The organism is Mesorhizobium sp. M0587, assembly GCF_040320945.1.
Taxonomy (GTDB): domain Bacteria; phylum Pseudomonadota; class Alphaproteobacteria; order Rhizobiales; family Rhizobiaceae; genus Mesorhizobium.
The window spans coordinates 220,202-243,637 of sequence record NZ_JAMYQP010000006.1; the positions used below are offsets into that span (position 1 = coordinate 220,202).

Genomic DNA, 23,436 nt, shown 5'->3' on the forward strand with positions numbered 1-23,436 from the left:
CCGCTACGCCCGCGCCGCATCGATGATGCGAAACTGCACCGTACGGCTGCCGTTCCAGTAGTTGCCCGATAGCGAACCGGCGACATGCACGGTCTTGCCTCGGTTCTTGAACAGAAACTCGCCAAGCGCGGTATCGACGGCGCGAAAGGCGATCGCCTGGATGCGGCCGCCGCTTTCCGACTGCAGGTCGGCGCGTATGTGATTGGTGCCGACCGGCCGGGCGTCGGCCAGCCGGTGACGCGGCAGCGCGAAGACCGGCGCGACGTGCCCGGCGCCGAATGGCCCGGCCCTTTCCAGCGCATCCAGCAAAGCCAGCGTCGCACCTTCCGCCGCAAGTGCGCCGTCGATCGCCAGGCTTTCCTCGCCTTGCAATCGAAACACGTCGGCCGCCGCCCGTTCCTCGAAAAACGCCCTGAGTTCGCCGAGCCTCGCGCGCTCCACGGTGATGCCGGCCGCCATGCCATGGCCACCACCCTTGACGATCAGCCCGGCGGTGGCGGCTTCGCGCACCAGCCGGCCGAGATCGAAACCCGACACCGAGCGGCCCGAACCGGTGCCCGTGCCGTTGGCGTTGAAAGCGATGGCGAAAGCCGGCCGCCGCGCGTGATCCTTGAGCCTCGAGGCGAGCAGGCCGACGATGCCGGGATGCCAGCTGGTGCTGGCGGTGACGACGATGGCCGGACCGTTGCCGCCGGCAAGCTCGGCATCTGCCTCGGCGCGCGCCGCGGCCAGCATCTCCTGCTCCATCAGCTGCCGCTCCTGGTTGAGCCGGTCGAGCGTCTCGGCGACGGTCAGCGCCTCGACCGGATCGTCCGTGGCAAGCAGCCGGCTGCCGAGTGCCGCATCGCCGATGCGCCCGCCGGCATTGATGCGCGGTCCGATCAGATAGGCCAGGTGGAAGGTCCCTATCGGCTCGCCGATTCGCGAGACGCGCGCCAGCGCGGCCAGCCCTTCATTCTTCTGCTGGCGTGCCACTTGCAGTCCCTTGACCACGAATGCGCGGTTGACGCCGGTGAGCGGCACCACGTCGCAGACGGTGGCAAGCGCGACCAGATCGAGCAGCGAAAGCAGATCGGGCGGCGTGGCGTCGGTCAGGCCGCGCAGCACCTTCGCCGTCTGCACCAGGGCGAGGAAGACAACGCCGGCCGCGCAGAGATGACCCTGTCCGGAAAGATCGTCGTCGCGGTTCGGATTGACGACGGCGATTGCCGCCGGCAGGGGACCGCCGACCTGATGATGATCGAGCACCACGACATCGGCGCCGGCCGCGTTGGCGGCATCGATGGAAGCCGCGCTGTTGGTGCCGCAATCGACGGTAACGATCAGCGTCGCACCGCGCGAGACGAGTTCGCGCATGGCCTCCGGATTGGGACCATAGCCCTCGAAAATTCGGTCGGGGATGTAGATTTCCGACGGTATGGAGAAATGCGCGAGGAACCGCTTCAGCAGGGCCGACGAGGCGGCACCGTCGACATCGTAGTCGCCGAAGATTGCCACCTTCTCCCTGGCCATCACCGCAGCCGCGATGCGAGCCGCCGCTCTGTCCATGTCGGTCAGCGATGCCGGATCGGGCAACAGGTTGCGGATCGTCGGGTCAAGAAACCGTTCGGTCTGCTCGGCGGTGACGCCGCGCCCGGCAAGAACGCGCGCGACGATATCCGGCACGCCGTGGCCCTGCGCGATGGCGAGCGCGATCATGTCCTGCCGCTCGCTCAGCCGGTGCTCCCAGGAGAGACCGGTGGCCGACTGCCTGACATCGAGGAAAAGGCGTTTTTCGCCCATCATGCGCCTTGCCCACCCAAGCCTTGCCGATCCAGGCCTTGCCGATCCAAGCCTTGCCCCTCCCGCAGGATAGGCCAAAGGCGGGCAAAGCCAAGCGGCTTGCCGTGGTGCGCCGTCTCGGGAGAACTCAAGGAGAACTACGCTTTTCGGCCTGGCGCCGTAGCCATTCGTCGGCCGCATCGCCCATGGTCTTGTCCGCGCCGTCCTTAAGCCAGGCCATGAACGGCCGGTCGAACCTGAACGCCGCGCCGCATTCCCTGGCGAGAAATCGGCGCACATTCTGGGTGTTTCGATAGGACGTCGTGATGACGGTGGCGCGCGAGATCGGGTGCGCGTGCCAGTCGAACGCTTTCATTGTCAAATCCTTGCGCCTGCCTCAGGGTGCGCGCCAAATGGCTAACAACTGTAAGGCGGCTTCGCAAGCGAACGTCAGAACTTATCCAGATCCTGGTGTCGCGCCTTGATTTCGCGCACGGTCCGCGACGACGAGCGCAGCACGATCGTGTGCGTGGTGATGTAGGTGTGGCCAAACTTCACCCCGGCCAGCATGTTGCCGTCGGTGACGCCGGTGGCCGCGAACAGCACGTCGCCACGCGCCATGTCTTCCGCATGGTAGATCCGTCTCGGGTCGGAGATGCCCATCTTGGCGGCACGCGCGACCTTTTCCGGCGTGTCCAGGATCAGCCGGCCCTGCATTTGGCCGCCGGTGCAGCGCAGTGCCGCCGCGGCCAGCACGCCTTCCGGCGCGCCACCGGTGCCGAGATAGATGTCGATGCCGGTTTCCTCGGGATCGGTGGTGTGGATGACGCCGGCGACGTCGCCATCGCCGATCAGCCTGATCGCGGCGCCGGTGGCGCGCACGGCGTCGATCAGCTTGGCGTGGCGTGGCCGGTCGAGGATGCACGCCGTGATGTCCGAGACCGCAACGCCCTTGGCCCGGGCGAGACTGGCGATGTTCTCCGCCGGCGCGGCGTCGATGTCGATGACGCCTTCGGCATAGCCCGGCCCGATGGCGATCTTGTCCATGTAGACGTCGGGCGCGAACAGCAGGCTGCCCTTTTCGGCGATCGCGACGACAGCGAGGGCATTGGGCAGGTTCTTGGCGCAGATCGTCGTGCCCTCGAGCGGATCGAGCGCGATGTCGACGGCGGGACCTTTGCCGGAGCCGACTTCCTCGCCGATATAAAGCATCGGCGCCTCGTCCCGCTCGCCCTCGCCGATCACCACCGTGCCCTTGATGGCGAGCCGGTTGAGTTCCTGCCGCATGGCGTCGACGGCGGCCTGGTCGGCCGCCTTCTCGTCGCCGCGGCCACGCAGCCTGGCGGCCGCGACAGCGGCCCGTTCGGTGACGCGCACCAGTTCCATGGTGAGTATCCGGTCCAGGCCGGCGACAATGTTCTGGGCCACATTCATTTCGGCAAATCCTCGTTCATACGCGGCCTCCCGCCGGAGGCGCATTTGTTTTGTCAAACGAGCATGATAACGGCAAGACCTGCCGATGGTTTTATTGAAAGGCTAGCAATATCAATCGATTAAACCCGATTCGTGAGCGCAGCGCAGACCCGGCCGGAAAGAGCCGCGCGTGGTTTAAAAATGAGAATGGGCGTCCTTCGCGTCAGAAAACCGCGAGATATCTAAGCAGCGAAACGATGCCGATGATGATGACGACGATCTGGACGATCTGCCGCGTCCTGCCGTCGAGCGGCAGGCGCTGAACCAGATAGAGGACGAGAACGACCACGAGGAATGTGATCAGGACGCCTATCAACACCGATGAAGCCACTGTGCCCTCCCTGGCAAAGGATCTGCTGAAAACGACGGGACGAGCCGGCAAGATCGGCTCTGTCGCGGCGTGATCAGTACCACCGCCGCGGCGCGTCGTTCATCGATTGGCCAATGGCGAGCCCGGCCAGAAAGCCAAGCAAGCCGACAACGCCGACCACAGCGGTCGTCGTGCCAGGATTTTCGCGTGCGACCTCCGAAACCGACTGCGCCTGCGTGCGCAACTGCCGTGCGGTTCGCGAAGCACGGCCTGCCGCTGTTTCGTAGAAATCCGAAGCCTGCTCGGAGGCGTCGTCGGCCATTTCCGCACTCCGCGCCGAAATGCTCTTGTTGATCCTGGTGATCTCCTTGCGCAAATCGGCGATCTGTTTTTCCAACGCTGCCTGGATATCGCCGAGCTGCGGGTTGTCGGATTTCGATGCTTCGGCCATTGGATATCCCTTCGGTTTCAGACCTCAGGAAAACGGCGCCGGCAAGGATTGGTTCCGGCGATCCCCCCTGCCACACCGACCGGAATTGCTCGTGCAACCAAGCGCGTGGCGCGGTTCCTTACCCTGCCCGCTCGATGCGGATGACCTGTGGCTTGTCGGTCAGGTGACCGTCCTTGGTGATGCCGTCCACCGCCTTGCGCACGGCGGCCTCGGTGGTCTCGTGGGTCACCAGGATCACGGTCTTCTGTGCCGCCGCCTCTCCGCTGACAGCATGCTGGACGATCGATTCCAGCGAAATGTCGTTGTCGGCCATCCGCTTGGCGATTGCCGCGAACACGCCGATGCGATCATGCACGGTCAGCCGGATGAAGTAGCCGCCTGCATGGCTACGCATCTGCGCCTTCTTGTAGGGCTTCAGTTCCTTCGCCGGCCGGCCGAAGACCGGGCCGTGCTGAAAGCCGGGGCGGCTCTTGGCGATGTCGGCGATGTCGCCAATGACGGCCGATGCGGTGGCATTGCCGCCGGCGCCGGGGCCGGAGAGCAGCAGCTCGCCAAGAATGTCGGTCTCGATCGCCACCGCATTGGTGACGCCATGCACCTGCGCGATCACCGAGGCCGTAGGCACCATGGTCGGATGGACGCGCTGCTCGATGCCGCTGTCGGTGCGCTGGGCGACGCCAAGCAGCTTGATCCGGTAGCCGAGATCGCCGGCCGCACGGATATCGGCCTGGCTGATGTTGGAAATGCCTTCCATATAGATGTCGTTGGCCGCGATCTTCGTTCCGAAGGCGAGGCTGGTCAGGATCGACAGCTTGTGCGCGGTGTCGTGGCCCTCGATGTCGAAGGTCGGATCGGCCTCGGCGTAGCCCAAACGCTGAGCGTCCTTCAGACAGGCATCGAACGAGATGCCCTCGGCCTCCATGCGGGTCAGGATGTAGTTGCAGGTGCCGTTGAGAATGCCGAACACCCTGGTGACCGAATTGCCGGCCATCGCTTCGCGCATCGTCTTGATGACGGGTATGCCGCCCGCCACCGCCGCCTCGTAGTTGAGCAGCACGCCCTTCTTCTCGGCGACCTCGGCCAGCGCCACACCGTGCCTGGCCAGCAGCGCCTTGTTGGCGGTGACGACATGGCGGCCGGCTTCGAGCGCCGCCTTCACCGATGACCGCGCCGCTCCCTCGTCACCGCCGATCAGTTCGACGAACACGTCGATAGCGGCTGTCTGCGCCATCTCGACCGGATCGTCGAACCATTTTGCGGAAGCGAGATCGACGCCACGATCGCGCTTCCGGTCGCGCGCCGAAACAGCGGATACGACGATGTCGCGCCCGCACTGCCGGGTCAGTTCGGCCGCCTTGTCGCGCAGCACGCGCGCCACCGACGCACCGACGGTGCCGAGACCGGCAATTCCAACACGCAGTGCTTCAGCCATAGCCGGCGAAATCCCTCAAAAATCGATCGAAATTGTATAGGGGCAGGCTTACCGGTGAGCGGAAAGCGGCACCACATTGTTGGGCTGCTTGGCGCTGGTCGACAGGAAGCGCTTGATGTTGCGCGCCGCCTGCCGGATCCGGTGCTCGTTCTCGACCAGCGCGACGCGCACGAAGTCGTCGCCATGCTCGCCGAAGCCGACGCCGGGCGCCACCGCCACATCGGCGTGCTCGATCAGCAGCTTGGAGAATTCGAGCGAGCCGAGATGCCGGAACGGCTCCGGGATCGGCGCCCACGCGAACATCGAGGCCGCGGGTGCCGGAATGGCCCAGCCGGCGCGGCCGAAGGCGTCGACCATCACGTCGCGGCGCTTGTGATAGATATCGCGCACCTCGGCGATATCGGCGCCGTCGCCATTGAGCGCGTGTGCCGCGGCCACCTGGATCGGCGTGAAGGCCCCGTAGTCGAGATAGGATTTCACCCGGGTCAGCGCCGAGATCAGCCGCTCGTTGCCGACGGCAAAGCCCATGCGCCAGCCGGGCATGGAGAAGGTCTTCGACATGGAGGTGAACTCGACGCAGACGTCGATGGCGCCGGGCACCTGCAGCACCGAGGGCGGCGGATTGCCGTCGAAATAGATCTCCGAATAGGCAAGATCGGACAGGATGATGATGTCGTTCTTCTTGGCGAACGCCACCACGTCCTTGTAGAAATCGAGCGAGGCGACCAGCGCCGTCGGGTTCGACGGGTAGTTGAGGATCAGCGCCAGCGGCTTCGGGATCGAGTGGCGGATGCCACGCTCGACCGCCGGGATGAAGCCATCATCGGGTTCCACCTGCAGCGAACGGATGACACCGCCCGACATGATGAAGCCGAAGGCATGGATCGGATAGGTCGGATTGGGGCAAAGGATCACGTCGCCGGGCGCGGTGATCGCCTGCGCCATGTTGGCGAAACCTTCCTTCGAACCAAGCGTGGCGACCACTTGCGTGTCGGGGTTGAGCTTCACGCCAAAGCGCCTGCTATAGTAGGCGGCCTGGGCGCGGCGCAGGCCCGGTATGCCGCGCGACGAGGAATAGCGATGCGTGCGCGGATCGCGCACGACCTCGCACAGTTTGTCGACGATGGCCTTGGGCGTCGGCAGGTCCGGATTGCCCATGCCGAGGTCGATGATGTCGGCGCCGCGTGAACGGGCGCTGGCCTTGAGCCGGTTGACCTGCTCGAAGACATAAGGCGGAAGCCGGCGAACCTTGTGAAATTCTTCCATGGCAGTTCCAGACATCGAAGGGCCCCGGACATCAAGGGCGTTGGGCGCGCGCTATATACTCATTTGCAGGTAGGGTCGAGGGCGGGGTCGCATTTGCCTTCGATCTGCTTCAGCGTTTCATCGCCATGCTTCTTGGCCAGAGCCGTCAAAGCCGCCTGGTCGGTGACGCCGGCGCCACCGCCCCTGCCCGCCTGTGCGTTCTCGTCCGCCTTCAATTGGGCGAGCTTGGCGTTCTTCTCGGCCTCGGTGAACTGCGGTGCCGCCACTTGCGGCTTGATGTTCAGGTTGGGAAAGGTGCCGGTGTCTTTCGGACCGGCATCCGTCGCGACAGGCGTGGGACCGCTGGTGTTCGCGCTCGCGCACCCGGCAACGCCCAGGACGAAGATCGCCGCACCGGCGCGGCAAAAGCGTCCGGCGCCAAAAAAAACAGTCTCGCCAATGTTAATCGTCATATTGTTTCCTTGGCAGCCGGGGTAGAGCGAGATTGGACCCTGTCGGATGTCCCATGCTAATATGTCAAGAAAACGCTTCGGGAGGAACCCCGCGAACCATGTCCAAAACACCCGATTCGGGCAAAGCGGAAGATGACGAGCCTTCGACCGTCGAGCAATATCTGGTGAAGGATCCGGAACGTTTCGCGCTGAACATGGCGCGCATGATCGAGCAGGCCGGCAAGGCGGCTTCGGCCTGGGCCGAGCCGCGCGAAAAGGGCGAGGTGCGCGACCACGTCGCCGAACCGGTCGTCGACATGGTCAAGACGTTTTCCAAGCTCAGCGAATACTGGCTCGCCGATCCGCAGCGCGCGCTCGAAGCGCAGACACGGCTGTTCGGCGGCTATATGACCGTGTGGGCGAACGCTATCCAGCGCGTAAGCCCGAGCGCCGAGGGCACCGACGACGCGGTCAAGCCCGAGCGCGGCGACAAGCGCTTCCAGGATCCGGAATGGGGCCGCAACGCCTTTTTCGATTTCCTCAAGCAAGCCTATCTCGTCACCTCGCGCTGGGCGGCCGAACTGGTCGAGCACGCCGAAGGTCTGGACGAGCACACCCGTCACAAGGCGAGCTTCTACGTCAAGCAGGTGTCCAACGCCATCTCGCCGTCGAATTTCATCCTGACCAATCCCGAATTGTTCCGGGAAACCATCGCCTCCAATGGCGAAAACCTGGTACGCGGCATGAAGATGCTGGCCGAGGACATCGCCGCCGGCAAGGGCGACCTGAAACTGCGCCAGGCCGACTATTCGCCCTTCGAAATCGGCAGGAACATCGCCACGACGCCCGGCAAGGTGGTCGGCCGCAGCGATGTCGCCGAGATCATCCAATATGATCCCGCGACCGAGACGGTGCTTAAACGGCCGCTGCTGATCTGCCCGCCATGGATCAACAAGTTCTATATCCTCGATCTGAACCCGCAGAAATCCTTCATCCGCTGGGCGATCGAGCAAGGCCACACCGTCTTCGTCATCTCCTGGATCAATCCGGACGAACGCCACGGCGCCAAGAGTTGGGAAGCCTATATCAGGGAGGGCCTGCAATACGGCCTCGACACGATCGAGAAGGCCACCGGCGAAAAAGAGGTCAACGCGATCGGCTATTGCGTCGGCGGCACGCTGTTGGCGGCGGCGCTGGCGCTGATGGCCAGGGAAGGCGACGACCGCATCAAATCGGCGACCTTCTTCACCACTCAGGTCGACTTCACCCATGCCGGCGACCTGAAAGTCTTCGTCGACGAGGAGCAGGTCGCGGCGGTCGAAAAATCGATGAGCGAAAAGGGCTATCTCGAAGGCACCAAGATGGCCACCGCCTTCAACATGCTGCGCTCCGGCGACCTGATCTGGCCCTATGTCGTCAACAACTACATGCGCGGCAAGGATCCCCTGCCCTTCGACCTGCTCTACTGGAACGCGGATTCCACCCGCATGGCGGCGGCCAATCATTCGTTCTACCTACGCAACTGCTATCTCGAGAACAATCTGTCGCGCGGCACGATGGAACTCGCCGGTCACACGGTCTCGCTCAGGGATGTCACCATCCCGGTCTACAACCTCGCCTCCAGGGAGGATCACATCGCGCCGGCGCTTTCGGTATTCCTCGGCTCGAAATATTTCGGCGGCCAGGTCGAATATGTGATGGCGGGATCGGGCCATATCGCCGGCGTCGTCAACCCGCCAGCATCCAACAAATATCAGTACTGGACCGGCGGCGCGCCGACAGGCGATTTCAACCAGTGGCTAGCCAGCGCCACCGATCATCCCGGATCCTGGTGGCCGCACTGGCAGAGCTGGATAGAAGCCAAGGACGACACCCGCGTGCCCGCCCGTAAACCCGGCAAGCATATGAAAACCTTGGGCGATGCTCCCGGCACCTATGTCAAGGTGCGTGTGTAACCGACTGTAATGTCTGGTGAGTTGACGGGCCGGCAAAAGAGGGCGAAATGGTGCCGTCAATCATCAAGCGGCCTCAATTCGGCGATTCCTGCAAAAATACTTTCAAGCTTGCGGATTTGACACAGGTCTCGTTTCCGGATCGGAGACAAAGTCACCTTGGACAGCGACGCATCAGTGCCGCGCCAAGGATATACCGACCGGACATCGAGGGGGAATTTGACTTTGAAATCAGCAGGATGGAGCCTCGCAAAGGGAGAACGCCGCGTCATCGTGGCAGCGCTCTGCTCCGTGCTCCTGGCTTCCTGCACCTCTGCCGGCGACCCGACCATGTCGGTTGGAATGCCGGGCTACAATGCTTCCACGTCGGACATCAATGCCGCCTCGTCCGGCAAGTCAGTTGCCGTCGCCGATTCGACATCGCAGGTGGCGACCGAGCAGACGACCGTGATGAGCGAGAGCGACACGGCACTCCCCGAGAAGGTCGCCTATCTGCCGATGACCAAGCCCGGAGCCGCCTTTCCGCTCACTGCCCCGGCAGGCGCCGAAGCGATCGTCGGCCAAACGCCGCAGTCGCTGCAGCAGCAGGCAGAGGCGGCGCAGCCGACCGATGCGGCCGCGCAAAAAGTCGCCGCGGCCGATGCCAGTGTGACCGCGCCGAAGCCGGCGGCGACGCCCGCGATGAACAATCCGGTCTATGTGACCGCGGGCGAACCGGCGCCGATCGAGAAGAAAAAAGGGTTCCTGGCCTCGATGTTTGGCGCCACGCCGGCCTCGGCGAAGCCCGCACCGCTCGTAAACACCAGGTCGGGTGAACAACCCACCGTCGCGCAGGCCAGCCCGGCGCCGGCGGCAAAGCCGATCATCACGCTTGCTTCGGCCGATTCCGCGGCAAAGCCTGTGCAACTCGCCTCGCTCGGCGGCGAAACCGGCCACATCACCGGCGGCGATGCCCTGCCCGGCGTCCGCCAGACGGCCCTGTTCGAGATCAAGCGCAAATCCGGCCTCGACGACGAAAGCGACGTTGACCTCAACGAGGACGAGGGGCCGATCGGCGGCTCCTATCAGGTCGCGTCCGCCGCCGGCATGGCCCGCCTGGCGCCCAACGGCCTGCTCAAGCAGAACGAAAGCGTCGACGTCGCCTGCCTCAAGCCGTCGCTGGTCCGCGTGCTGAAGACCATCGAGGGCCACTACGGCCGCAAGATGATGGTCACCTCGGGCTATCGCGACCCTGCCCGCAACCGCCGCGCCAACGGCGCCAAGAATTCGCTGCACATGTACTGTGCCGCCGCCGACATCCAGGTGCCCGGCGTCACCAAATGGGAACTGGCGAGCTACATCAGGACCATGCCCGGCCGCGGTGGCGTCGGCACCTACTGCCACACCGAATCCGTCCACGTCGACGTCGGCCCCGAACGCGACTGGAACTGGCGCTGCCGTCGCCGCAGCGGCGGTAGCGACGGCTAGCACTGCGAAGCTCCGTCGCAAAGAGGCTGGGCCCCATGCCGTGATAGCCGTCGAAAATCGCAGCGAAACGGAAACCCGCACCGGAGCAGCGCTTTGAAGTCGCGGCATGGATCCTCGGGTCTGCGCCGCGTCGCTACGCTCCTTGCTCCGCCCGTGGATGACGACGGGAGAGATGTTTCGGCTAATCTCGAAGCTTGCCGACGACCATTGATACCCAACTCCACCGACGCCAAACTTCCAACGCCCACGATTAGCCTCCGGCCCCTCCATACCCTTCGTCGTCATCCTAGGGCGGAGCAAGGAGTGCAGCGACGCGGCGCAGACCCTAGGATCCATGCCGCGACGCCTGCCGAGAAATGCAGCGGATGAGGATAGTCGGCGCTCCGATCGCCCGTTATGGTTGAGGCATGACCGGCTGTGTCTACATGCGCGCGAGTCGGAAACGCGGCACTGTCATATCGGCGTCACCAACGATCTCGGCCGCATCACCTTGAGCACAAGTCCGGCCAAGGCCCCGTTTCACCAGCGAGTTGATGACGAAGCGATGCGGCGTCTTGCCGGCATATCAAGACTTCCAGAGCTCTGGAAATCACGGCTTTGACAGCCTGGAAAAAAGTTGTCCAAGGCGGCACCTGACGGGTTGCCGGTTGCACGCAACGCCAGTATAAGCCGCTTTCATCTGAGCGCGCCCATCGTCTAGCGGTCAGGACACCGCCCTTTCACGGCGGTAACAGGGGTTCGATTCCCCTTGGGCGTACCAGACATTTCAAGTCACCGATGAGGCAGGCGGGGGAACAAGCGGCAGCTCGGTGCGTTTGTTCGCATGCTCAAAAAGATCGCTTTTGCCGCCGTTCTGATACAAGTTGCCGCCTCCTCGGCTCTCATCACTCAGACGGTTCTCCTTTCATCGTCCGGCACCAGCCAGGCCGCGAGCGTACAGCCCGGCGAAACGGTTGCGGCGTCTAAAGGAGAATGCGCTGGGGCAGCGTGGCCGGATAGTCCCGATCATTGCCCAAAGCGAGTTGAGGCGAGAGAGTTCGTTACGACGATCGTCATTCAGGCTGGCCAATAATAAATTCGCCGCCGTGAGCCGGCGTGCCCGTGCCTAAATGCGCGTAGTGCCGTTCTCCCGGCTACCAAAATGTCGTGCCGATGGTGGTCGTTCGACGCCTCGCCCATGGTCCGATGCACAGCCCACCTCGATGATTCCGACCAGTGCCCGAACAAATTCAACCATGTCGTTTGCCGTGATGGCCGCCACATCGGGACTTTGCCCAATGTGCTCCGCGGCCGCGCAACATGACAGGCGGATGAGATCGTAATGCGAATCCCTTTCATCCTCCGGCAGTGCCGCCAATTTCATGGCTCGGCGATGAATCAACCGTAGCAATTGTTCGAGAGCTGCTCCGACAATCATGCGTTTGCTCCGCATTGGTCGAGCGTCCCCGCGCTCCAGCGCGCATTTGGAACGTCGATGAGGAGGTGTTCTTCTGTCTTCGTGGTGTGGAAGGCTGCGTCAGAGCCGTTAATATATCGTGTATTGCTAATATAAGGCGTCGTTGCCCCCCACGTATGGCTGGGAGGCGACTACCTGCTTTCGATGGACGGCAACCGAAAGCGAACCACGGCCTAACTGCCGACCAGCGGCACGGCCACGGTGGTCGCGTAGTTGATCGGCAAAGCGCTGAAGTAGGGAAAGTTGACGACGAGGGCATAGGTAGCCGTCAGATGCGCCATGCGAAAGCCGCCGCTCGCCGGATCGATGGCGATCGTGACGTTCACATCCTGCAGACCCAAAGCCTGCAATTTCTGCGTGGCGATCGATTGGATGTCGGCCTGGCTCAGCGTGTTGTGGAGTTGAAGCGAGCGTGATGATGTCTCCAGCGTATAGCGGACGGTGGACACGGAATGCATCGCCCAACCGAAAGCGAAGATCCCGAACAGCAGCATCATGAGGAAAGGCGCGATCAACGCGAATTCCAGCCCGGCCCCGCCTGAACGGTCCCGCCTGAACGCGATTGCCCCGGAGCAATTCCAGGAAACGGATTTTCGTCCGGACTTGCCTGAAAACAGAGGGATGGGGCGGTTCTGCGCGAAACGACAAATCGATCTAGCGGACACGGATCACCTCCAGGTGGCCGACGGCCCTGGAGTCGGCAAAGACACCGAAGGTAAAGGGCGGCTCCCACGTGGCCGATGCCTGGATCTGGACATAGATCGCCGACGGCTTCGACCCACCGCACAAGGTGGAAGCGTCGACCACGGTCGTTCCGCACATGTAAACCCGGCTTAACGTGACCTGGCCATCCGCTGGGCGCTTTTCCCAGGTCGAAATGGCGACGGCCGTGGTCGCCGTGTCATCGGTCGATCCTGCCATGATCAGGTTCGCGGCGGTCTTCACACCGGCGCGCATCGACAGTGAACTCGTCACATAGGACCACCCGTCGACGATGCCAAGCAGCGCCAGGCATAGGATGGGGAGCACCAGGGCGAACTCGACCGCCGCGACACCCGCATCGTCGCTCAGAATCGGCACCGATGGGCGTTCCACGGCAGGCTACTCGACCAGCGCTACGGATTGCGTGGCCGGAATGTCCCGCATTCCGAGGCTCGTGCAATCCTGGTTGATGGTCGAATTCCCGGACCACTGAATCAGGTCAGCCACGACCTGGGTGCAGCCGTTCTGGCCCGAGAAATTGCCGAGATAGTTGACCTGCTGCTTGGGGAAATAAAGCGCGCCCGTCAGCAGCGAGTCCGCCGTGCCGTTGAAGGTGCTCTGCGCCGCAGCCCCCGTCCTGTCGCCATAAAACAGCACACCGGAATAGGTGCCTGCGGTCGGCGCGCTCAGGTTCACGGTGGCGTTGCCGTTCATGCTCACTGTCGAACTGCCGGCCATATAGATGGTAACGCCGTCGGTGCAGGGTGCGGCGCAGGTGATGACCGCGCCGGCGTTGATCTTCAAATTTCCCTGGACGACATAGGTCCCTGAAGAAAGCGCGACATTGCCGTTGAGGTTCATGCCGCTGCAGTATGTGCCGGCCTGGAGTGTTTGCGTGGTTTTGCCGCCGTTGACATTCCTGCACGGGTTGGTGGGCGCCGGCGCCGGCAGGCTGGAGAACGGATCGGCGGCAGGCAGGGCCTGGGTGATCGGCGCCGCGCAGACGGTTGTGACGGGATTGCTGAGAGAGACGCCCCCCGCCGTTATCAGGCAATCGGCCTGGAGCCCAGCCGAGCCTTGAAGCTTGATTGCATCCGAAGCGATGGAATTGGACATCACCGAGCAGCCTGTGACCTTCACTGTGGTGTTGCCCGAAAACAGCACCGCCTGCGAGGCGGATGGATCGAGCGCGAGCATGCAGGCCTTCGAGGCATCGGTGATGAGGGCCACCGCCCTCGCCTGTTCGGGTACCTGGCTCTGCGTGAAGATAGAGGTGAACATCCGGTCGAGATTCTGGCCGACGATGACCTCGACTGCCTTCTTCGCCGTATTCGGCCCCGACGTCGGCGGTGTATTGACGACGATCGTGCCTGCGCCAAGGCCATTGGTCGCGGCCGACTGGTTCGCGGCAGCGACGATCGTCGGCTTATCGGAACCTGAGATCTGTTCGAGCGCGCCGGCATAGGCCGCAGCATCGGCTGTCGCCTGAAGTTTCAGGCTGTTGTAATACCAGTAGGAGGTCTCCACACCGAAGCCCGCCGCGCCGACAACGATCGGCAAGGTCAGGGCGAAAATGGTGGCAACGTTTGCGGTTGTGCCCCGGCACATACCGTGCGCTATGCGTCGAATTCGCGTGAAGCAACTGAAGGCCATGAGATAGATTAGAAAGCACGCATGTGTGAAGGAATGGCTAAAAAGTTCGGTTGATTTTTGATCAAGGATGTATCGGCTCCCAAAGAAAGAGGTTCGTTTTGGCTGAATGGCGACGCAAGGCAGCTGGACGAACAAAACTCGCGTCCCGCGCCGGCAACGGTTAACCGACGGCGCGGATGGAAGGCGACTGCAAGTGACCCGTTATGGGGCAGGATCGGCCGGCTGGCGTTCGCGATAAGACCAATGCCCGGCAAACTCGGACCAAGGTCCGTCTGGCGGGTTCATTAGCATGGTCGCATGATTTCCTGAGCGGGCGGCCGACTCGAAGGATGAATCATGAAAACTCGAACCAGTCTGCTCGCGGCGGTTGCGGCGCTCTCGCTTCTCGCCTCCCCGGCATTCTCGGGACCCGGCGGCAATGGCGGCGGCCACGGTAATGGTGGCGGGCAGGGTAATGGGGGCGGGCAAGGTAATGGCGGGAATTCAGCTGGAGCAGGATCGCAGGGGCACGGAGCCGCGACATCCGCGGCGGCAAAGGATTCTTCCACCAGCGGCCTGACAAAAGCCCTCAGCGTCGTGGCGACCACGCCGGCATCGCCGCAAGCCACGCTGTCCCTCCAGGCGGCGCTGGACAAGTTCCTGGCCAAGGACACCACGGAAGATCCGGCGGACACCACGGATGACACATCCGACGAAACCACTGGCGCGACGGAATAAACAATTCAAGGACGTGCTGTTTTTGACTTCACCGTCTCTACGCATGTTCCTTGTTGCCCGCGCCGGTTCGCCGGTGCGGGCTTTTTCATTGTTGCGGGTTCCGAGTAATTCGTGCCGCTGGCCTGCTTCAGGCGGAAAGACTTGGCGCCGGCCTAGCCACCGCTGCAACCAACATCTCTCGTTGTACGGCAAGGAAGAACCTGCGCACTTCATCATTGGCCGTCGCCTTGTCCCTGCCCGATCCAACGACGAGATCAAGCAGCTCCGCCGCTTTGGCCCTCCAGAAGGAAGTGGCGGTCTCGCCATGCAGCTTGTCCAGTTTGGCGGCAACATCTCGGACCAAGAAAACCTGACGGTCGATTGGGAATGCACGGACTTTTTCTGGGGACATCTTCCGAACCATGACACTGACGCAACGAATCAACCATTGCTGAACAAGCAATGGCGTAGCCGCGAAGGTGGAAACGGAAGCTTAACGATACGGAAAAGCGTCCGCGCGCTCCTGAGGCAGTGATCCCCGCCGGCCACCGTCGTGCGGGTTGCGATCGCCGGTGTTTCCAATCGAAACGGGTGAGAATGGGACTCAGGCCTGCAGCGCCCTCGTCTCGCCGCCGCGCTTGCGCGAGGCCATCATATCGCTGGCCATCAGTCCGGTGACGCGGCAGAACGCCATGAACGCCCGGCAGGCATCCTCGGTCTTGACCACGTCCACCGTGGCGCCAAAGCAGGCATTGAAGGCCTTTTGATAGACCGGTCCCTGACGGCGCGCCGGCCAGTCCTGAAGAAAATCGAGCGCCTGCTCGACGCTATAGATCTCCTCGACCGGCAAGCCGGAGCCGGGCGCGATGCGCACCGGCACCTTGAATTGCAATCTATCCATCCGACATCTCCCGAACTGGCGTCGCCCAGGCAACGCCGTTCGTCGTAAAAAGTTGCTCTGATCCTTTTGTGGCGCGGGAATGTGTCGCCACTGCGGAAACAGGCGTTTTGCCACGGCGCTTTTCTGCCCAGGCGTTCCGCCAGCCTTCGGCCGCGGGCGCCTTGGAGCCAGCGGCTGCTGGTTGGCGGGATCGGTCTCCGCGTCGAACGTCATCCGCACCGCCGCAAGCAGCACGAGAGACGACGGTATGGCGAAAGGAGGCCGAGCACGAGCGCCCCGGTTGCCGACAGGCCGAGCGTCTCGGCGAGCGCCCAGTAGCAGGCTGTCGTCAGCCGCGCATCAAGCGATCTGGCGCTGTCCGTCGTGAGCGGATGCGATCTCCAAGAGATCACCCGCCCTAACGCATAGCGGGAAAGGAAAGCAAGCGGCGGTGCAAACAGGCAAAAGATTGTCTCGACGAGACGAATATCCCGGCGGCCCGGCTGCATCGGGCAGTTCTTCCTTGAACCTTTCGCCCTCAAGTGCCAAATCTGGGAGGGATTTTCACGCCGGCACTCCTGCGGGCCTTATCTTCATACGGACAAAATGGTCACTTATCTCGACGCCGGCACGGCACCGCTCAGAAACACCGGCCAGATCCGCCTCTACGGCGAGGACGGCTTTGCCGGCATGCGCAAGGCATGCGACCTCACCGCGCGCTGCCTGGACGAACTGGTGCCGATGGTCGGTCCCGGCGTCACCACTGAAACCATCGACCGTTTCGTCTTCGAGTTCGGCATGGATCATGGCGCGCTGCCAGCGACGCTCAACTATCGCGGCTACACGAAATCGTCCTGCACCTCGATCAACCATGTCGTCTGTCATGGCATCCCCGACAACAAGCCGTTGAAGGATGGCGACATCGTCAACATCGACGTCACCTACATCCTCGACGGCTGGCACGGCGATTCCTCGCGTATGTACCCGGTCGGCACGATCAAGCGTGCGGCCGAGCGCCTGCTCGAAGTCACCCATGAATGCCTGATGCGCGGCATCGCCGCGGTCCGGCCCGGCGCCCGTACCGGCGCCATCGGCGCCGCCATACAGACCTATGCCGAAGGGGAGCGCTGCTCGGTGGTGCGCGACTTCTGCGGCCACGGCGTCGGCCAGCTGTTCCACGACGCGCCGAACATCTTGCACTATGGCAGCGCCAATGAAGGCGTCGAGATGCGGCCCGGCATGATCTTCACCATCGAGCCAATGATCAATCTCGGCCGTCCGCACGTAAAAGTCCTGTCGGATGGCTGGACGGCGGTGACGCGCGACCGCTCGCTGTCGGCGCAATACGAGCACACGATCGGCGTGACCGACGCCGGCTGCGAGATCTTCACGCTGTCGCCCAAAAAGCTCGACCGGCCAGGCCTGCCGGCTTAGTTTCGCTGTGCCCTGACCCTCGACGGTCGAGAGACGGTCCGGCCATCATCCATGCGCTCGGCACGAAGCCGCACCCGCGTCAAAGGCGTGCGCAGATCATGGGCTGGTAAGTTTTGTTGCGCAATCGTGGTTTCATTTTGCCGCCTGTGCGAAGCAAGCCGGAAGCCGATGGTGAGGCCGGAACGATCTCTTGTGTGGATCGTCTGGCGCTCGGAGAACAGAACTGTTTCAATCCGAGCCGGAACGGTTTTAAGGTCTGTGCCGGGGAGCGTGGGCGGCGTATGGGGAACACAAGTGACGACGACGAGCGGAGTTTCTTCGCCGAAGCGCCGATCCGGCCAGCGAAAACCAAGCCGCTCGATGAAAAGCCGCATTATCTCGGTCATCGCGACCGCCTGCGCGAGCGCTTTGCCTCGGCCGGTCCGGAGGCCCTGCCCGACTACGAACTTCTGGAACTCCTGCTGTTTCGCCTGATCCCTCGCGCCGATACCAAGCCGGTCGCCAAGGCGCTGCTGGCGCGTTTCGGCACGCTGGCCGAAGTGCTCGGCGCACCGGTCGGCCTGTTGCAGGAGGTCAAGGGCATTGGCCCAACGGTGGCGCTCGACCTGAAGGTTGTCGTGGCGACCGCGCAGCGCATGGCGCGCGGCGAGGTGCGTGGCCGCGAAGTCCTGGCGTCGTGGACGCAACTTCTCGCCTATTGCCGCTCGGCCATGGCGTTCGAGGAGCGCGAACAGTTCCGCATCCTGTTCCTCGACAAGAAAAACGCGCTGATCGCCGACGAGGTGCAGCAGGTCGGCACCGTCGACCACACGCCCGTCTACCCGCGCGAGGTGGTCAGGCGCGCGCTCGAACTCTCGGCGACAGCGATCATCCTGGTCCACAACCATCCGTCGGGCGACCCAACGCCGTCGCGCGCCGACATCGAGATGACGAAGGAAATCATCGACGCGGCCAAGCGACTGGGCGTGGCCGTGCACGACCACATCATCATCGGGCGCAAGGGCCATTCCAGCATGAAGGGCCTGCTGCTGATCTGAAAGTGACCCGAAGGGCGCCCTCACCAGCATCAGAACGGGAAGCGTCGCGGATCATACGCGGTCGCGGGCGGCCTTGCCGCCACCGATCACGGTGGATCGGTGTTGCAGTTGCTGGCAACCTGGCTGACCGCCTCGCCGAACCCGGCGCCTTCGTCGTGGAAGCTTGCGGCGATCGCACGACCGATGCCACGTGCGGCACCTGTGACGACGCAGAGCTTATCGTTCAGTCTACGCATGACGTTTTCGCCCATCTCTCTAACAATCCAGAGATATAACTTCGTTCCCCGGGAACAGATCCCGCACGAGATCGGTCACCGCCTCTTTTCAGTGTTCAAAGCCACTTGTTGCGCGGCATTCGACATCCGCGCGCCTTCGCTTGAAGTCTATCGTCAGCCGGTGGATGAAACTTTGAGCGGCAATCACTCTGAACCGCAAATCGACCTTGAGATCGGGATAAACCATAGAGCCCGGGCTGTGCGTCCGATCGCATCGACATGGTCTGATCTGCCGAAAGATACGACCTCACGTTGGAACACACCGGCGCGTCCAATGTTAGCTAGGGATGTCGGAACCTGCATTCTTCATCGCGCCGTTGATGGCGACCACGAATGTGCCGGAAATAGCCCTTCTTCAGGAAGGCCATGAGCAGCAGGACAAGGCAGTCTTGTTTCTTCATGGCTGGCCGGACGACGCAACGACTTGGCTTTCTGTCGCTGAGCATGCGCGATGACCTCGATCTACTTCCGCGACCTGGACGGCAATCTCGTCGAGGTCGCCCGCAAGAGCAGGAGGCCACGCAATGGTAGCAGACCACGTAATGGCAAGCGCCAAACGGACCGTCGTCGACGTGATCGCCGACAGGCTGGTCCGGCATGGCATCGAATTCATTCTGGGGCAAAGCGTACCGACGGCGCTGGTGCTCGCCTGCGAGGATCGTGGCATCCGCAATATCACCTACCGCCAGGAAAACAGCGGCGGCGCGATCGCTGACGGCTTCGCGCGCGTTTCGGGCCGCGTGCCCGTCATGATCTGCCAAAATGGCCCCGCCGCGGCACTCGCGGTCGCACCTTTCGCGGAGGCAATGAAAGCGGGCGTGCCGATCGTCGCGATCATGCAGGAGGTGGACCGCTCGCATATCGGGAAGAATGCCTTTCAGGAATATGACCATAAGGCCTTGTTCGCTCCGGTGACGAAGTGGTTTCGTCTCCTGGAGAGTGTCGATGGGGTCGAAGATCATTGCGACCAGGCGTTCATCGCCGCTGCCAGCGGCAAGCCGGGCCCGGCGGTACTGATGTTGCCGGTCGATTTGCAAAGGGCCCATTCCGATAAGCCCGGAAAACGCGAGATGCGGCTCGGCAACTGGCCGCTCGACCGGCCGCGCCCTAAAGACAGCGCGATCATCGAAGCGGCGAGGCTCATCGACGGCGCCCGTTTCCCCGTCGTCATCGCCGGTGGCGGAGTGCATGGTTCGGGCGCGGGTGAGGCGCTGCTGCATTTCGCCGAGAAGGCGGTCGCACCCGTTGCGACGACCAGTATGGGCAAGGGTGCGATCCCGGAGACGCACCCGCTCGCCATGGGCGTGATCGGCAATCTGACCGGCCCAGGCGGGCTCGGGCGCCAGACCAAGCCACTCGTGCAGCAAGCCGATCTCGTGCTGCTGATCGGCAACCGCACCAACGAGGACGGCACCGACGCGTGGTCGCTGATCCCGGATGGAGCACGCGTGCTGCACATCGACATCGACCCGCAGGAGATCGGTCGCAATTACGAGGCGGTTCGCCTCCTTGGAGACGCCCGCGCAACGCTTGAGGCGCTCACCAATGCGCTCGGCGGCCACGCTCCTGATCGCGACGCGATCGTGAGCCATATTGCGAATGCTTGGACAGCGTTCGAGCGCGAACGCGCGCTTTTCCTCGTGGACGCCGAGCCGATCCGGGCGGAGCGTGTGCTCGCCTCAATCCAGAAGCGGCTCGGCCGCGAAACCATCGTCGTAGCGGACGCCAGCTATTCATCGAGCTGGGTCGCCGGTCAGCTTCGCACGCATCATCCGACGAATCGCGTGATCTCGCCGCGAGGGCTCGCTGGTCTCGGCTGGGGCCTGCCGCTCGCCCTCGGCGCAAAACTGGCGCGTCCTGACGGCGAGGTCATTGTCGTGGTTGGCGATGGCGGCTTCGCGCACGCCTGGGCGGAGTTGGAAACCGCCGTCCGCATCGGGATCAAGGTGACCGTGGTGGTCCTCAACAATGGCGTGCTCGGCTACCAGAAAGACGCCGAAATGGCCAAGTTCGGCCGCTATACCGCCGCAGGCCACCTCGGCCAAGTAGACCATGCCGCGATTGCGCGGGCCTGCGGCGGCCACGGCGAACGCGTGGAGCGCGCGAGCGACCTGGACGCCGCGTTCGATCGTGCGGCTGAATCCGATGCCGTGGCGTTGCTCGACGTGCTGACGGACCCAGGCGGCCATCCACCGATCGCTCTCTATGACGGAACGTTGGATCGGATGGAGAACGGAAACGTTATCCAAGACCCCGTGCCATAGCTGGAAAGACTGATGCACAACCATCCATCAGGCGACCCGACGCCATCGTGCGCCGATATCGAGATGACGAAGGAGATCATCGACGCGGCCAAGCGACTGGGCGTGGCGTGCACGATCACATCATCATCGGACGCAAAGGCCATTCCAGCATGAAGGGCCTACTGCTGATCTAGGCGCTTGAATTACCTGTTGGCGCGAGCGACAGACGGTCCTCCGATCCTTTAGCGGATGCGACAGCCATCTCGGTTTCAACCGCGCAATGCTGCCGCAACGACGCTCTCCAGTGGCGTTGTCGGTCGACCGATCAGCCGGCTCATGGCGCCGCCGTCATCGAACAACGCTCCGCGTGAGGCCGCAATGTCGGCATCGGCCAGGATAGCGGCGAGATCGGCGGGCAGCCCGGCGCTTGTCAACACACCCGCATAGGCCGCCCCGGCAAGATCATTGTAGGCGATCGCCTTGCCCGATTGCCGCGAAACCTTCGCCGCAAGCTCGGCGAGCGTGAAGGCTTGGTCCGCGGCGAGCTCGTAAATCCTCCCCGCTTGATCCTCGCTCGTCAACACCACGGCCGCGGCCTCGGCATAGTCCTGCCGAGCCGCGGACGAGAAGCGCCCCTCATTTGCGGCGCCGATGAAGGCGCCGTGCTCCAAAGCCGCCGGCAGCGCCATCAGATGGTTCTCGGTGTACCAGCCGTTGCGCAGGATGACGGCGGGTAGGCCGGAGGCCGTGATGACCTCCTCCGTCTGCCGATGTTCGACCGCGAGCCTCGCGGGAGACGTGTCCGCATGCAGCATGCTCGTATAAGCGATCAGCGAAACGCCCACCCGTTGGGCGGCCTTGATCACTGACCGATGCTGCGGCAAGCGGCCGTTGACTTCGGTCGAGGAAATCAGCAGCAGTCTATCGACGCCGGCCAGTGCCATCGGGAGCGTGTCGGGACGATTATAGTCCGCCTCCCGCACGACTACGCCGCGTTGGGCAAGATCGCTGGCCTTTGCCGGATCGCGAACCGCCGCCACGATCCGGTCGGCCGGAACTGTCTTCAGCAGTGCGTCGATCACGAGACGGCCAAGCTGTCCTGTTGCTCCAGTTATTGCGTACATCGTTCTGTCCATTTCGTGGTTGGATGGATTGAGAGCCTCAGATAGCGGCTCTCGTTACCATCGGAAACCACGTATCTTGTGGTTACCATCATTTTCCGGTAACCAACTGGAAACTCCCATGGAAGATGCGCGATGGTCCTCAGGATGCGAACGAAGGTGAAGGCGCTTCCCGGCTGCCCCATGTCTAGGTGCATGGCGCTGCTTGGCGGGTGCTGGACACCCGAGGTGCTCTGGTCCTTGAGCGACGGACCGCGCCGGTTCTCCGAATTGCGCCGCGATATCCCAGCCATTTCGGCTAAGGTGCTGACCGGCAGGTTGCGCGATCTCGAGGAGCGCGGCGTCCTCGCGCGCCACGTGATGCCGACATCGCCGCCGACCGTGGAGTATGAGCTGACGTCATTGGGGCAGGAGCTGCTCCCAGCGATCAGGTCTATCGTGGAGGTCGGATCGCGCCTGCTGCTGCGTGACTCTCCCGCCTGATGATTGCGAGCCCATCCCTCCGCGACTAGCCCGCGCGAGGCGGTGGCTCGCCGAGTGTTGACCATCGCGCCTGGGCGTGGGGTATCTGCGGCGACGCCGCCTTCGACGTTCTGGTCGGCCTGCTGAAGTAGGCGGGACGGACATCCGCCGGCGCAAAGGAGTTCCGCGGATCCGTTCAGGGTGGATCCGTCTGGCAAGTCCCGGCAATCTGCTCGACCGCCTGCTCAAATCCGGCAAGGTCGAAATCCGCCTGGCCGCGCCCGGACAGCAATCCGAACCGCCAGGAAAGCGACAGCCGGCTCGCAGCGGCAAGCCGCCGGACGCCATCGGCGCCGTCACGGACAAGCATCCTGCCGCGCGGGCCGACCAACCAGCTCTCGTCGACCTTGTTGCCGGTATCGACGGTGACCGACATGGTGACCTTGCGGCTGGCCGAAACGGCGTCGTTCAACTGGAGCCACTCCGTCCAGCGCGGTTCGCTATTTGCCCGGCAGGCAATGGTCAGGACCGGGCTGTAGCTCAAGGCCCCGCCGCCGGTGATCAGCTTGTTGGTGGCATGGAGCGAAGCCGTGACGAGGCCGTCATCATCCGTGGCGAAACGCCAGTCACCCGTGATCGCCTCGGCTTGGGCGAAATTACAGGTGAAGGCCAGAACGAGTGCCAAGGCGACGACACGCCCCGTTTCGAAGAATAGGCTCAACGCCCCCTCCAGGAACCATTAAGGTTTGCAGCAGAAGCGCAGATAATGATCAACGCTTGGTATCGCCAAGTGCCGCTGCCCACGAAGCATACCGGCTGTTGCAGTTTCGCAATCGGGATAGGGGGGAACCTCGCGGTTCCTCCCCTCCCACACCACCTTGCATACGGGTCCGTACAGGGCGGTTCGGTTGGTTATGCGGCTTTGGCCGGCGCA

The 23,436-nt window shown here is 63.3% G+C and carries 25 protein-coding genes, 1 tRNA gene and 1 pseudogene; 11 read left to right on the forward strand and 16 right to left on the reverse strand.

The genetic code is table 11. From position 1 onward, the window contains the following. Positions 1-3: 3 nt before the first annotated feature. The 8 genes from recJ to NKI49_RS08320 all read right to left on the reverse strand — a co-directional run bounded on the left by recJ (position 4) and on the right by NKI49_RS08320 (position 7,145). Positions 4-1,785, reverse strand: coding sequence for a single-stranded-DNA-specific exonuclease RecJ (gene recJ, locus NKI49_RS08285; RefSeq protein ID WP_352598991.1), 1,782 nt, complete (start codon positions 1,783-1,785; stop codon positions 4-6). Positions 1,786-1,909: 124 nt separating this feature from the next. After that, positions 1,910-2,137, reverse strand: a complete 228-nt coding sequence (locus tag NKI49_RS08290; RefSeq protein WP_352598989.1) for a DUF6434 domain-containing protein — start codon at positions 2,135-2,137, stop codon at positions 1,910-1,912. Positions 2,138-2,211: 74 nt separating this feature from the next. Further along, positions 2,212-3,195 carry a class II fructose-bisphosphatase gene (glpX, locus tag NKI49_RS08295; protein ID WP_352598987.1) on the reverse strand — a complete coding sequence of 328 codons (984 nt, stop codon included), beginning with the start codon at positions 3,193-3,195 and terminating at the stop codon, positions 2,212-2,214. 202 nt (positions 3,196-3,397) lie between these two features. Beyond that, a complete protein-coding gene (locus NKI49_RS08300; protein ID WP_352598985.1) occupies positions 3,398-3,565 on the reverse strand; it encodes a Thivi_2564 family membrane protein in 168 nt (55 codons plus the stop codon). A gap of 73 nt (positions 3,566-3,638) precedes the next feature. Then, complete coding sequence (locus NKI49_RS08305) at positions 3,639-3,995, reverse strand: hypothetical protein (RefSeq protein ID WP_352598983.1); 357 nt, start codon at positions 3,993-3,995, stop codon at positions 3,639-3,641. A gap of 118 nt (positions 3,996-4,113) precedes the next feature. After that, positions 4,114-5,427 (reverse strand): homoserine dehydrogenase, encoded by a 1,314-nt coding sequence (locus NKI49_RS08310; RefSeq protein WP_352598981.1) that lies wholly within the window; start codon positions 5,425-5,427, stop codon positions 4,114-4,116. Between the two features lie 48 nt (positions 5,428-5,475). Then, entirely contained in the window at positions 5,476-6,693 is a 1,218-nt protein-coding gene (locus NKI49_RS08315) for an LL-diaminopimelate aminotransferase (RefSeq protein ID WP_352598979.1), read from the reverse strand. A gap of 59 nt (positions 6,694-6,752) precedes the next feature. Further along, on the reverse strand, positions 6,753-7,145 hold the full coding sequence (locus tag NKI49_RS08320) for a hypothetical protein (RefSeq protein ID WP_352598977.1): 393 nt from the start codon (positions 7,143-7,145) through the stop codon (positions 6,753-6,755). Between the two features lie 98 nt (positions 7,146-7,243). On the opposite strand from NKI49_RS08320, the gene phaC reads away from it, so the two are divergent. The 3 genes from phaC to NKI49_RS08335 all read left to right on the forward strand — a co-directional run bounded on the left by phaC (position 7,244) and on the right by NKI49_RS08335 (position 11,303). After that, a complete protein-coding gene (gene phaC, locus NKI49_RS08325) occupies positions 7,244-9,079 on the forward strand; it encodes a class I poly(R)-hydroxyalkanoic acid synthase (RefSeq protein ID WP_352598975.1) in 1,836 nt (611 codons plus the stop codon). A 216-nt stretch (positions 9,080-9,295) separates the two neighbouring features. After that, a complete protein-coding gene (locus tag NKI49_RS08330) occupies positions 9,296-10,543 on the forward strand; it encodes a D-Ala-D-Ala carboxypeptidase family metallohydrolase (protein WP_352598973.1) in 1,248 nt (415 codons plus the stop codon). Between the two features lie 685 nt (positions 10,544-11,228). Beyond that, positions 11,229-11,303: transfer RNA gene (locus NKI49_RS08335), tRNA-Glu, on the forward strand. 345 nt (positions 11,304-11,648) lie between these two features. On the opposite strand, the gene NKI49_RS08340 is transcribed toward NKI49_RS08335, so the two are convergent. From NKI49_RS08340 to NKI49_RS08355, 4 genes are all read right to left on the reverse strand, one after another. After that, a complete protein-coding gene (locus NKI49_RS08340; RefSeq protein ID WP_352598971.1) occupies positions 11,649-11,960 on the reverse strand; it encodes a hypothetical protein in 312 nt (103 codons plus the stop codon). A gap of 212 nt (positions 11,961-12,172) precedes the next feature. Continuing rightward, complete coding sequence (locus tag NKI49_RS08345; RefSeq protein ID WP_502899478.1) at positions 12,173-12,514, reverse strand: TadE/TadG family type IV pilus assembly protein; 342 nt, start codon at positions 12,512-12,514, stop codon at positions 12,173-12,175. Between the two features lie 139 nt (positions 12,515-12,653). Then, on the reverse strand, positions 12,654-13,079 hold the full coding sequence (locus NKI49_RS08350) for a TadE/TadG family type IV pilus assembly protein (protein WP_352598969.1): 426 nt from the start codon (positions 13,077-13,079) through the stop codon (positions 12,654-12,656). 21 nt (positions 13,080-13,100) lie between these two features. Further along, the gene (locus tag NKI49_RS08355) at positions 13,101-14,354 is read right to left on the reverse strand and encodes a pilus assembly protein TadG-related protein (RefSeq protein ID WP_352598967.1); all 1,254 of its coding nucleotides are present in this window, start codon (positions 14,352-14,354) and stop codon (positions 13,101-13,103) included. 336 nt (positions 14,355-14,690) lie between these two features. Here NKI49_RS08355 and NKI49_RS08360 point away from each other — a divergent pair, with 336 nt between their 5' ends. Together NKI49_RS08360 and NKI49_RS33370 are read left to right on the forward strand one after the other, a co-directional pair. Then, entirely contained in the window at positions 14,691-15,071 is a 381-nt protein-coding gene (locus NKI49_RS08360; RefSeq protein ID WP_352598965.1) for a hypothetical protein, read from the forward strand. Then, entirely contained in the window at positions 15,034-15,585 is a 552-nt protein-coding gene (locus NKI49_RS33370; protein ID WP_502899477.1) for a hypothetical protein, read from the forward strand. Before NKI49_RS08360 ends, NKI49_RS33370 begins: the two co-directional genes overlap by 38 nt. A 69-nt stretch (positions 15,586-15,654) precedes the next feature. Here NKI49_RS33370 and NKI49_RS08370 read toward each other — a convergent pair whose 3' ends face one another. Beyond that, on the reverse strand, positions 15,655-15,951 hold the full coding sequence (locus NKI49_RS08370) for a DUF982 domain-containing protein (RefSeq protein ID WP_352598963.1): 297 nt from the start codon (positions 15,949-15,951) through the stop codon (positions 15,655-15,657). A 585-nt stretch (positions 15,952-16,536) separates the two neighbouring features. Between NKI49_RS08370 and map the strand changes: the two genes are divergently transcribed. After that, the gene (map, locus tag NKI49_RS08375; RefSeq protein ID WP_352598961.1) at positions 16,537-17,364 is read left to right on the forward strand and encodes a type I methionyl aminopeptidase; all 828 of its coding nucleotides are present in this window, start codon (positions 16,537-16,539) and stop codon (positions 17,362-17,364) included. 281 nt (positions 17,365-17,645) lie between these two features. Further along, positions 17,646-18,401 (forward strand): RadC family protein, encoded by a 756-nt coding sequence (gene radC, locus NKI49_RS08380; protein ID WP_352598959.1) that lies wholly within the window; start codon positions 17,646-17,648, stop codon positions 18,399-18,401. 86 nt (positions 18,402-18,487) lie between these two features. Here the strand turns inward: radC and NKI49_RS08385 are convergent, their stop codons facing one another. Then, positions 18,488-18,637: a hypothetical protein gene (locus tag NKI49_RS08385; RefSeq protein ID WP_352598957.1), complete on the reverse strand. Its 150-nt coding sequence runs from the start codon at positions 18,635-18,637 to the stop codon at positions 18,488-18,490. A gap of 326 nt (positions 18,638-18,963) precedes the next feature. Here NKI49_RS08385 and NKI49_RS08390 point away from each other — a divergent pair, with 326 nt between their 5' ends. From NKI49_RS08390 to NKI49_RS08400, 3 genes and pseudogenes are all read left to right on the forward strand, one after another. After that, a complete protein-coding gene (locus NKI49_RS08390; RefSeq protein WP_352598955.1) occupies positions 18,964-19,131 on the forward strand; it encodes a hypothetical protein in 168 nt (55 codons plus the stop codon). 87 nt (positions 19,132-19,218) lie between these two features. Next, positions 19,219-20,940, forward strand: coding sequence for an acetolactate synthase catalytic subunit (locus NKI49_RS08395; RefSeq protein ID WP_352598953.1), 1,722 nt, complete (start codon positions 19,219-19,221; stop codon positions 20,938-20,940). Positions 20,941-20,949: 9 nt separating this feature from the next. Beyond that, positions 20,950-21,113: pseudogene (locus NKI49_RS08400) on the forward strand (JAB domain-containing protein); the annotation flags it as partial. A gap of 75 nt (positions 21,114-21,188) precedes the next feature. On the opposite strand, the gene NKI49_RS08405 reads toward NKI49_RS08400, so the two are convergent. Further along, positions 21,189-22,043, reverse strand: a complete 855-nt coding sequence (locus NKI49_RS08405) for an SDR family oxidoreductase (RefSeq protein WP_352598951.1) — start codon at positions 22,041-22,043, stop codon at positions 21,189-21,191. Positions 22,044-22,235: 192 nt separating this feature from the next. Between NKI49_RS08405 and NKI49_RS08410 the strand changes: the two genes are divergently transcribed. Continuing rightward, positions 22,236-22,523 (forward strand): winged helix-turn-helix transcriptional regulator, encoded by a 288-nt coding sequence (locus NKI49_RS08410; RefSeq protein ID WP_352695598.1) that lies wholly within the window; start codon positions 22,236-22,238, stop codon positions 22,521-22,523. A gap of 175 nt (positions 22,524-22,698) precedes the next feature. Here the strand turns inward: NKI49_RS08410 and NKI49_RS08415 are convergent, their stop codons facing one another. Then, positions 22,699-23,223 carry a hypothetical protein gene (locus NKI49_RS08415; RefSeq protein ID WP_352598947.1) on the reverse strand — a complete coding sequence of 175 codons (525 nt, stop codon included), beginning with the start codon at positions 23,221-23,223 and terminating at the stop codon, positions 22,699-22,701. Positions 23,224-23,436: the final 213 nt, after the last annotated feature.

Bases quoted from the DNA above. Each gene is read 5' to 3' on its own strand.
- recJ (WP_352598991.1), bottom strand. From the start codon at position 1,785: ATGATGGGCGAAAAACGCCTTTTCCTCGATGTCAGGCAGTCGGCCACC.
- NKI49_RS08290 (WP_352598989.1), bottom strand. From the start codon at position 2,137: ATGAAAGCGTTCGACTGGCACGCGCACCCGATCTCGCGCGCCACCGTC.
- glpX (WP_352598987.1), bottom strand. From the start codon at position 3,195: ATGAATGTGGCCCAGAACATTGTCGCCGGCCTGGACCGGATACTCACC.
- NKI49_RS08305 (WP_352598983.1), bottom strand. From the start codon at position 3,995: ATGGCCGAAGCATCGAAATCCGACAACCCGCAGCTCGGCGATATCCAG.
- NKI49_RS08310 (WP_352598981.1), bottom strand. From the start codon at position 5,427: ATGGCTGAAGCACTGCGTGTTGGAATTGCCGGTCTCGGCACCGTCGGT.
- NKI49_RS08315 (WP_352598979.1), bottom strand. From the start codon at position 6,693: ATGGAAGAATTTCACAAGGTTCGCCGGCTTCCGCCTTATGTCTTCGAG.
- NKI49_RS08320 (WP_352598977.1), bottom strand. From the start codon at position 7,145: ATGACGATTAACATTGGCGAGACTGTTTTTTTTGGCGCCGGACGCTTT.
- phaC (WP_352598975.1), top strand. From the start codon at position 7,244: ATGTCCAAAACACCCGATTCGGGCAAAGCGGAAGATGACGAGCCTTCG.
- NKI49_RS08340 (WP_352598971.1), bottom strand. From the start codon at position 11,960: ATGATTGTCGGAGCAGCTCTCGAACAATTGCTACGGTTGATTCATCGC.
- NKI49_RS08355 (WP_352598967.1), bottom strand. From the start codon at position 14,354: ATGGCCTTCAGTTGCTTCACGCGAATTCGACGCATAGCGCACGGTATG.
- NKI49_RS08360 (WP_352598965.1), top strand. From the start codon at position 14,691: ATGAAAACTCGAACCAGTCTGCTCGCGGCGGTTGCGGCGCTCTCGCTT.
- NKI49_RS33370 (WP_502899477.1), top strand. From the start codon at position 15,034: ATGACACATCCGACGAAACCACTGGCGCGACGGAATAAACAATTCAAG.
- NKI49_RS08370 (WP_352598963.1), bottom strand. From the start codon at position 15,951: ATGGATAGATTGCAATTCAAGGTGCCGGTGCGCATCGCGCCCGGCTCC.
- map (WP_352598961.1), top strand. From the start codon at position 16,537: ATGGTCACTTATCTCGACGCCGGCACGGCACCGCTCAGAAACACCGGC.
- radC (WP_352598959.1), top strand. From the start codon at position 17,646: ATGGGGAACACAAGTGACGACGACGAGCGGAGTTTCTTCGCCGAAGCG.
- NKI49_RS08385 (WP_352598957.1), bottom strand. From the start codon at position 18,637: ATGCGTAGACTGAACGATAAGCTCTGCGTCGTCACAGGTGCCGCACGT.
- NKI49_RS08390 (WP_352598955.1), top strand. From the start codon at position 18,964: ATGTCGGAACCTGCATTCTTCATCGCGCCGTTGATGGCGACCACGAAT.
- NKI49_RS08395 (WP_352598953.1), top strand. From the start codon at position 19,219: ATGGCAAGCGCCAAACGGACCGTCGTCGACGTGATCGCCGACAGGCTG.
- NKI49_RS08405 (WP_352598951.1), bottom strand. From the start codon at position 22,043: ATGTACGCAATAACTGGAGCAACAGGACAGCTTGGCCGTCTCGTGATC.
- NKI49_RS08410 (WP_352695598.1), top strand. From the start codon at position 22,236: ATGGCGCTGCTTGGCGGGTGCTGGACACCCGAGGTGCTCTGGTCCTTG.